The sequence below is a fragment of the Meiothermus sp. genome, from assembly GCF_025056915.1.
In the GTDB taxonomy this organism is placed as follows: Bacteria; Deinococcota; Deinococci; order Deinococcales; family Thermaceae; genus Meiothermus.
Map to the genome: position 1 here is coordinate 22092 of NZ_JANWVH010000031.1, position 9557 is coordinate 31648.

The 9557-nt window shown below is 63.6% G+C and carries 9 protein-coding genes; 1 reads left to right on the forward strand and 8 read right to left on the reverse strand.

The window, feature by feature from the left end; genetic code table 11:
* Positions 1–21 precede the first annotated feature (21 nt).
* Positions 22–672, forward strand: a complete 651-nt coding sequence (locus NZN28_RS06925; RefSeq protein ID WP_295396532.1) for a hypothetical protein — start codon at positions 22–24, stop codon at positions 670–672.
* Between the two features lie 154 nt (positions 673–826).
* On the opposite strand, the gene NZN28_RS06930 is transcribed toward NZN28_RS06925, so the two are convergent.
* From NZN28_RS06930 to NZN28_RS06965, 8 genes are all read right to left on the reverse strand, one after another.
* Positions 827–1921 carry a metal ABC transporter permease gene (locus tag NZN28_RS06930; RefSeq protein WP_295396535.1) on the reverse strand — a complete coding sequence of 365 codons (1095 nt, stop codon included), beginning with the start codon at positions 1919–1921 and terminating at the stop codon, positions 827–829.
* A gap of 1 nt (position 1922) precedes the next feature.
* Entirely contained in the window at positions 1923–3056 is a 1134-nt protein-coding gene (locus tag NZN28_RS06935; RefSeq protein WP_295396537.1) for an iron chelate uptake ABC transporter family permease subunit, read from the reverse strand.
* A 92-nt stretch (positions 3057–3148) separates the two neighbouring features.
* Positions 3149–3919 (reverse strand): metal ABC transporter ATP-binding protein, encoded by a 771-nt coding sequence (locus NZN28_RS06940; protein WP_295396539.1) that lies wholly within the window; start codon positions 3917–3919, stop codon positions 3149–3151.
* Positions 3916–4857, reverse strand: coding sequence for a zinc ABC transporter substrate-binding protein (locus tag NZN28_RS06945; RefSeq protein WP_295396541.1), 942 nt, complete (start codon positions 4855–4857; stop codon positions 3916–3918). The genes NZN28_RS06940 and NZN28_RS06945 overlap by 4 nt, the downstream gene beginning before the upstream one ends.
* On the reverse strand, positions 4850–5563 hold the full coding sequence (locus tag NZN28_RS06950; RefSeq protein ID WP_295396544.1) for a metal-dependent transcriptional regulator: 714 nt from the start codon (positions 5561–5563) through the stop codon (positions 4850–4852). The genes NZN28_RS06945 and NZN28_RS06950 overlap by 8 nt, the downstream gene beginning before the upstream one ends.
* A gap of 270 nt (positions 5564–5833) precedes the next feature.
* Positions 5834–6805: a UDP-glucose 4-epimerase GalE gene (gene galE, locus NZN28_RS06955; protein WP_295396546.1), complete on the reverse strand. Its 972-nt coding sequence runs from the start codon at positions 6803–6805 to the stop codon at positions 5834–5836.
* Positions 6806–6842: 37 nt separating this feature from the next.
* Positions 6843–7784 carry a UDP-glucuronic acid decarboxylase family protein gene (locus NZN28_RS06960; RefSeq protein WP_295396549.1) on the reverse strand — a complete coding sequence of 314 codons (942 nt, stop codon included), beginning with the start codon at positions 7782–7784 and terminating at the stop codon, positions 6843–6845.
* A 118-nt stretch (positions 7785–7902) separates the two neighbouring features.
* A complete protein-coding gene (locus NZN28_RS06965; protein ID WP_295396551.1) occupies positions 7903–9300 on the reverse strand; it encodes a UDP-glucose/GDP-mannose dehydrogenase family protein in 1398 nt (465 codons plus the stop codon).
* Positions 9301–9557: the final 257 nt, after the last annotated feature.

Genomic DNA, 9557 nt, shown 5'->3' on the forward strand with positions numbered 1-9557 from the left:
GCCCTCCTATAAGATGAAGGGGTGCGTCTTGTGCCCCTTCTTTTTTTGTTGCTCCTTTCATCGTGCCAGCGGCCTGGGGATAGCCAGCCGCCCCTGATTGGCATTACCCAGCCCAAAAGCGGGGTGCTGTCGCAGCGCTCCTTGCAGGTGCAGGGGTATGCGCTGGATGATGTCGGCATTCTGAGCGTAAAGGCGGGCGGAAAGGAACTGCTTTCGGAGGCCAACCGGGGGCAGAAGCTGGTGCGCTTTAGCTTTCGGGTGCAGGCGCCTCAGTCGGGGCAGGTGGAGATAAAGGTAGACGCCACCGACATGAGCGGCCAGACCCGCACGGTTCGCCTGCCGCTGGTGCTGGATGCTCGCCCCCCCCAGATTGTGATTGAGCGGGCCGAGCGGGTGGTCACGGTGACCCAACCCGCCCGCAAACGGACCCTGCCCGACGGCACCGAGGAGGAAATTCCAGCTCGCACTGAGTCAAGCCTGCAAATCTCCGGGCGCGTGCTCGATGATACCGGGGTGGATCGGGTGACCCTGCAATACGACCGTACCTTCAACCCCCTGTCGCTGCCCAAGGGCAAGGAAGTTAACTTTTACGTGGAGGTTCCAGTACGCAAGGTTACGCTCATTGCGGTAGACGCTGCGGGCAACCGAACCAGCGTGGATGTTAGCCGCTGAGTGGCCCCAACGCTGAAACTCGTCTCAAACTTTGGGTGTAACAACTTCAGGCATCTTTGCGACTGTTGAGGATGCACAGGGAAAAACCGGGCTTTTGGCCGTAGGTTGTGGGTGTAAGCCTGTCTGCTCTCTGCCTGGCCGGGCAAGGCTGGAATTACCCTTCCGGCACCAAACGACCCCGGCTGATTGCAAGGCCGGCGGGGGTGGGGCGCAGCCCTTCGGCCACGACCTCGAGCCAACCTTGTTGCACAGCCCTGTCTTTGACCTGCTGCAAGAATCTGGGATTCCAGCCGAACTCCTCCAGGGCTTCGGGCTCGGGCACCGCCCGGTCGTGGTGGGCCAGGTGGGCCACCAGCAGGCGGGCCGCGACCTCGAGGCGCTCCCGCTTGCGGCGCAGCCAACGGCTCAGATAACCCTCTTGCGGAGCAAAAAGAAAAGCCAGCGCAAAGCACAGGCCGGCCACCGTGGCCATCATCCCGGCTATGGAAGCATCGAGCCAGATGGCCAGCCCATAGCCCACCAGGCTGGAAACCACGCCCACCCCCAGGGCCAGGCCGATCATCACGGGTAGCCGCCGGGTCAGCAAAAACGCGGTGGCAGGGGGAACAATCAGAAACGCCACAATCAAAATGGCCCCCACCGACTGGAAAGCCCCCACCGAGGTGATGGAGACCAGGGCCATCAGCGCATAGTGGAGCGCGCCCGGCGCAAAGCCCAGGGCGGCGGCCAGGCCCGCATCGAAAGTGGCGAGCTTGAGTTCTTTGTAGAAAAGCAGCACGAAGCCAAGGTTGAGCAGGAAGAGCGAACCCATCACCAGCCACGACTCGGGCACCTCGAGGCCCCCCACGGGGTGGGTGTTGAAGGGCGCGTAGGCAATCTCCCCGTAGAGCACGGCATCCATGTCCAGATGCACATTTCGGAAGTAAAGCGAGACCGCCAGCACCCCCAGGCTAAACAGGGCCGGGAAGACAATGCCGATAGCGGCGTCGTTCTTGACCTTGCCGGTTCGGCTCAGCCACTCCACCAGGCTTACGGTGAGCAGGCCCGCCGCCGAAGCGCCCAGCAAGGCCGGCAGGGAGGCCCGCTCGCCCCCTGTGAGCCAGTAAGCCAGCACGATGCCCGGCAACACCGCATGGGCAATGGCATCCGAGAGCAGGGCCATGCGGCGCAACACCAGAAAGGTGCCGAGCAGGGCCGAGGCCGCCGAGACCAGGATGGCCGTGACGATAATGACCAGGTCTGCGTTCATATCATGGGCCTCCGGGCGCTTTGGCCCCTACCCGCATGGCGGCTTCCAGCTCGTGGGCTTTGGCGTGGCCGGTGGGCGTCAGGGCGTAGCCGGTGGAACTGGCCTCGAGCCAACCCCAGGCCTGGAGCATCCGCAGCTCTCGCTCGGCGGCTGAGAGCGACTCGCGGCGGTGTTGGGCCAGGGTTTGGGGGGTCAGCACCGCGTGGTTGTGCAACAGGTGGGCGTCCAGCAAAAGGCGCTCGAGGTAAATCCGGCGGCGGTTCTGCCGGTCGCGCAGCCAGGCCCACACCAAGCCGCGCAGGGGGGCCAGGAAGAGCGAAACCAGCAGAATGGCGCTGATGCAGAGAATCACCAGCGGGCCGGTGGGCAGGTTGTCGCGGGTGGCCGAGAGCAAGGCCCCGCTCACCCCGGCCAAAGCGCCAAACAGCGCCGCCAGCCCAATCAGGGCGCTGAGCCGGTCGGTCCACTGACGGGCCGCTGCCGCCGGTGCGATGAGCATGGCCGCCATCAAGACCACCCCCACGGTTTGCAGCCCCACCATCACCGCCAGCACCGTCAGCGAGGTGAGGAGGGTGCCAAGGCCCCGCACCGGCAGACCCAGGCTCTGGGCGTAGTCGGGGTCGAAAGAAAGCAGCTTGAACTCTTTGTAAAAAAGCCCCACGGTGAAGAGGGCCACCCCCCCAAGCCCCACAAAGGCCAGCACATCCGAGGCCACGATGGTCGCGGCCTGTCCGAAGATGAACTGATCCAGCCCGGCCTGGTTGGCGTTGTTGCTGTGTTGAATGAAGGTTAAAAGGGCCACGCCAAACCCGAAAAAGCTGCTCAGCATCACGCCCAGGGCCGAGTCCTCGGGCAGCCGGGTATGCCGCAGCACGGCCAGCACCGCCAAAGAAGCCAGCCAGCCAGCTAGGCCCCCACCCAAAAGCAACAGAAGCGGCTGTTTGGAGCCGGTCAGGATAAAGGCCAGGCAGATTCCTGGCAGGGCCGCATGGGCCAGCACATCGCCCAGCAAACTCTGCCGCCGCAGCATGGCAAAAGCTCCCAGCACCCCGCCCACCACCCCCAGCAAAGCCGACCCCAGGGCCACATTGCGCAGGGTATAGTCGGTAAAAACCTGGTGTAGAAGTTCAAGCATGGCTGGCATCGCGGACTGACATAAAACGCAGGGTTCTCCAGAGGGCCGGGCTGGGGGCTGTTTCGCCGATGTCCCGATTTTTTGAGCCTCCCCTAACCGCTGGGGGCCATCGGCAAGGAAGCCCCCGTCATTCGTTCGCCATAGGTGCGTTTGAGGTTCTCCGGCGTGAAGGTCGCCTCCATGGGGCCGCTGGCAATCACCTGCACATTGAGCAGGGTCAGATGATCGAAGTAGGCCCGCACCGTTTCTAAGTCGTGGTGCACCACCACCACCGTTTTGCCCTGCTGCTTGAGCTGGTGCAGCACCCTCAAAATGGCCTCTTCGGTGACGGCATCCACCCCTGCAAAAGGTTCGTCCATAAAGTAGAGGTCGGCGTTCTGGGCCAGAGCCCGGGCCAGGAATACCCGCTGCTGCTGCCCGCCGGAAAGCTGGGCAATTTGCCGGTGGGCCAGGGCTTGCATCGAGACCTGTTCCAGGCAGCGCAGGGCGGCCTCGCGCTCGGGGGCGCCGGGCCGTTTGAACCAGCCCAACCTGCCGTAAAGCCCCATCATCACCACATCCAGCACGCTGGTCGGGAAATCCCAGTCGACCGTGCCCCGCTGGGGCACATAGGCGATGCGGGCGCGGGCCTGGGCCAGGGTTTTGCCAAAGAACCAGACCTGCCCGGAGGCCCTAGGCAAAAGCCCCAGCACTGCCTTAAGCAGGGTGGACTTGCCCGCTCCGTTGGGGCCCACAATGGCGCACAGCCGACCGGCGGGGACCTCCCAGTCTATGTCCCACAGCACCGGCTTTTCGTGGTAAACCACGGTCAGGTCACGCACGCTCAGAGGGGGCTGGGCATCGGTGGTGGAATGCGCGGTCATAAGGGCCTCCCGAGCAGACCGTTCACAATGGTTCGGATGTTGTGTTCCATCATGCCCACGTAGGTTCCTTCGGGGGTGCCGGGGCTACCCGCCGAGTCGGAATAGAGCTGGCCTCCCACCGACACCTCAAAGCCTCGAGCCCGCACCGCCGCGACCACCGCCTGAAGGGCCCGGCGGGGCACGCTGGACTCCACAAAAACGGCCCGTATCTGCCTCCGGACGATGAAATCGGCCAGCTGCTGTACGTCGCGGGTGCCTGCTTCGGAGAGGGTTGAAACCCCTTGCAGCCCCCGCACCTCGAGGCCGTAGCGCCGACCGAAGTAGGCGAAGGCGTCGTGCGCCGTAATCAGCACCCGCTGCCCCGCAGGCACCTGCCCGATTTGCCGTCGGATGAAGGCATCAAGCTCTCCCAGGCGCTGCCGGTAGGCCTGGGCATTGGCCCGGTAGTAGGCGGCCCCCGCCGGGTCGGCCTGGCTCAGGGCGCGCTCCACCTGGCCCACCGTGAGCGTCCACAGGGGCACATCGAACCAGACGTGGGGGTCGTAGGTGTACTGGCCTTCAAAGCCTCCCGCAGGCCGGATCAGCCGTTCGCGTGGGATGGCATCGGTTACGGCAATGGCCTTGGGCAGGCGCTCTAGTAGCTCCATCATCTTGCCCTCGAGGTAAAGCCCGGCGTAGAAGATGAGATGGGCTTGCTGCAACTTGCGCACATCCCGCGCCGAAGCCTTGTAGAGGTGGGGGTCTACCCCGGCCCCCATCAGGCCCTCTACCCGCACCCGGTTGCCCCCAACCTGCTGCACCAGGTCGGTCACAAAGTTGACCGTGGTCACCACCTGCAGGGGGCTTTGCCCCACAGGCTGCAGCAGGGCTATTTTGTCGGCCTGGGCCAGCCCGAAGCCCATCAGACCCAGCACCACCAGCCAGCTCAGCCTAGCCACGGGGGCCTCCTTCCTCTATCCACAGCACCTGGGCCAGAGCGGTGGGCAACAGATAGCGCTCCTGGCCCACCTGGATGCGGCTCCCCTCCCGCAGGTGTTCCAGCAGTTGAACCGAGGCGCCGGGCCGCAGGCCGAGGTGGGCCAGGAGGTTGAGGGCGTCCTGATCCTGGGTTGCCACCCGAACCACCAGCCCAAAAGCCCCCCGCTCCAACCCGCTCAGACGGCAGCTGGGGTTGCTTTGGGGTAGCTCCAGGGTGGCGCTGGGAATGGCGTCGCCGTGGGGGTCGTGGGAGGGGTGGCCCAGCCACTCGGCAATGCGGGCCTCGAAGGCTTCGGAGATGTGGTGCTCGAGCTTTTCCGCCTCGGCATGCACTTCCTCCCAGCCATAGCCCAGGGCCTGGTGCAGATAGCACTCAATCAAGCGGTGGTGGCGGAGAACCTCGAGGGCGACCTTGTAGCCCGCCTCGGTCAGGCGCACCCCCCGGTAGGCCTCGTGAACGACCAGCCCCAGCTCGGCCAGCTTTTTCAGCATCCCCGTCACCGAAGCCGGCCTCACCTGCATCTGTTCGGCCAGCGACTGGGTCGAAACGGCCAGGGTATCTTCCAGTCTGCCCGTTTCATTGCCCCCGCTGCCCAGTAGGAGGATTTGCTTCAGATAGTCTTCCTGGGCCTCGGAGAGGGGCGTTCGGGTGGTCCAGTTGTTCACAGCTTCTACCCCCAGTTGCAACTCAGAATTTCCCGACCTGCCGGATTTAGGCAAGCCTGCCAAAAGTACCGATTATTTTTAGGTATAACTAAATCTTTGTCAAGGATAAGGAAACCAGTCCAGATTCCTGGAGCCACGCTGGTGGAGCCAGATTCAACTACGAGAAGCCCTTATCAAGCGCGTTCTAAAGCAGGCAAGAACCGGTTGCTCCGCTCGCCGCCGCAAGCAGCGATGAGCGACCGTGCGGCCACAGGTGGGGGTTGTGGGTCTCTACTTTCGATTTTCCGCAAAGCGCCAGGCCGTCTCGACAATCTGGTGGAGGCTCGGGTTGCGCGCCTCCCAGCCCAGTACCCTGCGAGCTTTGGTGGGGTCGGCGACTAAGGCGGGGGGGTCTCCGGCCCGGCGGGGAGCCGCCTCGGCGGGAACCTTGCGGCCCCCGACCCGCTCGACGGTGTTGATGACCTCGAGCACGCTGTGGCCGTGGCCGGTACCCAGGTTGAAGGCGGTGGATTCGCCGCCCTCGAGCAGGTACTGCAAGGCCCGCACATGGGCGTCGGCCAGGTCCATCACGTGAATGTAGTCGCGGATGGCGGTGCCGTCGGGGGTGGGGTAATCGGTGCCGAAAATCTTGACCGGGGGGCGCTTGCCCAGAGCGGCGTCTATCACCAGGGGAATCAGGTGGGTCTCGGGGTCGTGGACCTCGCCAATCTCCCCCTCGGGGTCGGCCCCGCTAGCGTTGAAGTAGCGCAGGGCCACCCAACCCAGGCCGTAGCACTCGCCAAACCATTTGAGCATCTTTTCGCCCATTAGCTTGGACTCTCCGTAGGGGCTGATGGCCGACTGGGGGAAGTCCTCGCTGATGGGCACCCGCTCCGGAATGCCATAGGTGGTGCAGGACGAGGAAAACACCATGTACTGAATGCCCGACTCATGCTGGGCCTCGAGCAGGTTGAGCATGTTGGCCACATTGTTGCGAAAGTACTTGGCCGGGTTCTGCATGGACTCGCCTACATAGGCGTTGGCGGCAAAGTGGATGACCGCTTCAATCCGGTGGTCGCGCATGGCCTGCAATACTGCCTTTTTATCGGCCAGGTCGGCCTCGACCAGCGGCCCCCAGCGCACCGCCCAGCGGTGGCCGGTGCTGAGGTTGTCCAGCACCACAGGGTTGTGACCGGCTTTCTTCAGGGTCTTGGCAGTGTGGCTACCGATGTAGCCCGCTCCTCCCACAACCAGAACGTTCATCGCAGCACCTCAATCATCAAAGCGTCTTGAAGCACCCTCACGAAGCCGAAGTCTGAAGGCTTCTAAAGTAAGCGATGGTGCGGGAAAGTCCCTCGCGCACGGGCACCTGGGGCTCCCAGCCCAGCAGCGTTTTGGCACGGCTGATGTCGGGGCGGCGCTGGCGGGGGTCGTCCTGGGGCAGGGGCTTGTGAACCAGAGGGGTTTTGGAGCCGACCAGTTCCTGAATCAGCTCGGCCAGCTGGAGCATGGTGTACTCCTCGGGGTTGCCCAGGTTCACCGGCTGGGGGTACTCCACCTCCATCAGGCGGCGGATGCCCTCGATCAGGTCGTCCACGTACTGAAAGCTGCGGGTCTGGCTGCCGTCGCCGTAGATGGTGAGGGGCTGGCCGCGCAGGGCCTGGTTGATGAAGTTGGTGACCACCCGGCCATCCTCGGCATCCATGCGGGGGCCGTAAGTATTGAAAATCCGGATGATGCGGGTGGAGACCCCCCTGGCCTGGTGGTAGGCCAGGGTGAGGGTCTCGGCGTAGCGCTTGGACTCGTCGTAGATGGCCCGTGGCCCCACCGGGTTCACGTTGCCCCAGTAAGCCTCGGACTGCGGGTGTACCAGAGGGTCGCCGTAAACCTCGGAGGTGGAAGCCAGGAAGAACCGGGCCCCCTTCTCCACGGACAGGTCGAGCAGGTGCCGGGTGCCCTCGCCGTTGACCAGCAGGGTCTGGATGGGCAGTTTGAGGTAGCGCGGGGGCGAGGCCGGCGAGGCAAAGTGCATGACCCAGTCCAGGGGCCCCTCGATCTGGAGCGGCCTCGAGGCATCGGCCTCCATGAACTGAAAACGCGGATGCTGGGCCAGCAGCTCGATGTTGCGCCGCTGGCCGCTGCTGAAATCGTCTATGCCCACCACTTCATGGCCCTCGAGCAGGAGCCGCTCTGCGAGGTGACTCCCCAAAAAACCCGCCGCACCGGTAATCAGAATTCGCATCTAGTAACCCTTTCCCTTGTTTTCAGAACTCGATGTATATGGGTTTATCAGAGGCGCTCCAGGTTGAGTCTGCCCACCTGGCCTCGGGCCGTTCTGCCGGCGCCACCGACTGCCTGTCCTAACCCTCAGCCGTGACCAGCTGCGGGTTGGTGCCTGTGCCCACCCCGACATGCTGAAAACCGGCCCGGATCAGGCGCTGTTTGTCCAGGAAGTTGCGCCCGTCCACCACCAGGGGTCTCTTCATTAGCCTGGCAATGCCCTCCCAGTCGAGTTCGCGGTAGACCGCCCAGTCGGTGACCAGCACCAAAGCGTCGGCTTCCTCGGCCAGCTCCGTCACGCTCTTGCAGTACTCCACGGCCAGGTCGGGGTTTTGCCGCTGGGCGTGCTCGAGAGCAATCGGGTCATGAACCCGCACCTTCACCCCCTGCTTGAGGAGGCGCTGGGCGATGTCCAGGGCTGGGGAGTCACGCAGGTCGTCGGTGTTGGGCTTGAAGGCCAGGCCCAGCAGGCCAATGGTGCGGCCCTTGAGGATTTTCAGCTCACGCTGGAGCTTCTCCACCATCCGCTCGCGCTGGCGGTAGTTGACCTCGCGGGCGGCCTGCACAATGGGCATCGAGAGGCCATACTCCTGGGCGGTCGAGACCAGCGCCGCGGTGTCCTTGCCAAAGCAGCTCCCCCCCCAGCCGATGCCAGCCTGCAAGAACCGGGGGCCAATCCGGCTGTCCAGCCCGATGCCACGCGCAATCTGGGTCACATCGGCCCCAACCCGCTCGGCTAAGTTGGCAATTTCGTTGATGAAGCTAATCTTGACCGACAGAAAAGCGTTGGCTGCGTATTTTATCAGTTCCGCCGAGGCCAGGTCCGCGGTGATGATTGGCACAGCCTTCATGGCATTGGGGCGTGGCAGAAAAGACGGTTCGGCAAAGCTCTGTTCCAGGAGGGGGCGGTAGAGGTTGTAGAGGGCCTCGAGGGCCTCCTCGCGCTCGGCGCCCACCACAATTCGGTCGGGGTAGAGCGAGTCGTATATGGCCGAGCCCTCCCGCAGAAACTCGGGGTTCGAGGCCACCGCAAAGTTGCCTTTGGCCTTCTTGCCGTGCCTGGCCTCGAAGGCGGTCTGAACCAGCGACTCGACCCAGTTGCCCGAGCCGATGGGCACAGTGGATTTGTTTACGATCACCGTGAACTTGCTGTTCAGGTGTTGCCCTATGCTCTCTGCTGCGGCCTGCAAATAGCGCAGGTCGGGGCTGCCGTCGGGGGCCGAAGGCGTGCCTACCGCCACAAAAATCACATCGGCGTCCGGTACAGCTTCGGCGTACGAGTCGGTGAACTTCAGACGCTCGCGGGCCAGGTGCATAAGCTCCTCGAGGCCCGGCTCATAGATGTGCGCCTTGCCGGATCGAAGCAGGGCCAGCTTGTGCTGATCCACATCCACACAGGTCACCTGGTGGCCGATGTAGGCCAGTGTGACCCCGGTGGTAATGCCCACATATCCAGTACCGATGACGGCAACATTCATAGCTTTCATCTTCTACCCCTCTTGTCGTAATCCATCCAGATGCGCGATGGACTTTCCAAAGTCGTTGTCCAGTGTACAAGGCTCTAGGTCAGACCCAACTGCCAAATATCACACCGCAAACAAAAAAGCCACCTCATAGCCGTGAGTTTTACGCCGAAGCGTTACCGAAAAGTGAAAGTGGGCGTCGGAGTTCACGCTTTTCAGCCTACGCAAGGCTCTCCAGTCGCTTAACATCGTCTTCCCCTAAATATTCGCCG

Coding starts and splice junctions, on each gene's coding strand:
- NZN28_RS06965 (WP_295396551.1), bottom strand. CDS start 9,300: ATGAATGTTGCCGTCATCGGTACTGGATATGTGGGCATTACCACCGGG.
- NZN28_RS06930 (WP_295396535.1), bottom strand. CDS start 1,921: ATGAACGCAGACCTGGTCATTATCGTCACGGCCATCCTGGTCTCGGCG.
- NZN28_RS06935 (WP_295396537.1), bottom strand. CDS start 3,056: ATGCTTGAACTTCTACACCAGGTTTTTACCGACTATACCCTGCGCAAT.
- NZN28_RS06940 (WP_295396539.1), bottom strand. CDS start 3,919: ATGACCGCGCATTCCACCACCGATGCCCAGCCCCCTCTGAGCGTGCGT.
- NZN28_RS06960 (WP_295396549.1), bottom strand. CDS start 7,784: ATGCGAATTCTGATTACCGGTGCGGCGGGTTTTTTGGGGAGTCACCTC.
- galE (WP_295396546.1), bottom strand. CDS start 6,805: ATGAACGTTCTGGTTGTGGGAGGAGCGGGCTACATCGGTAGCCACACT.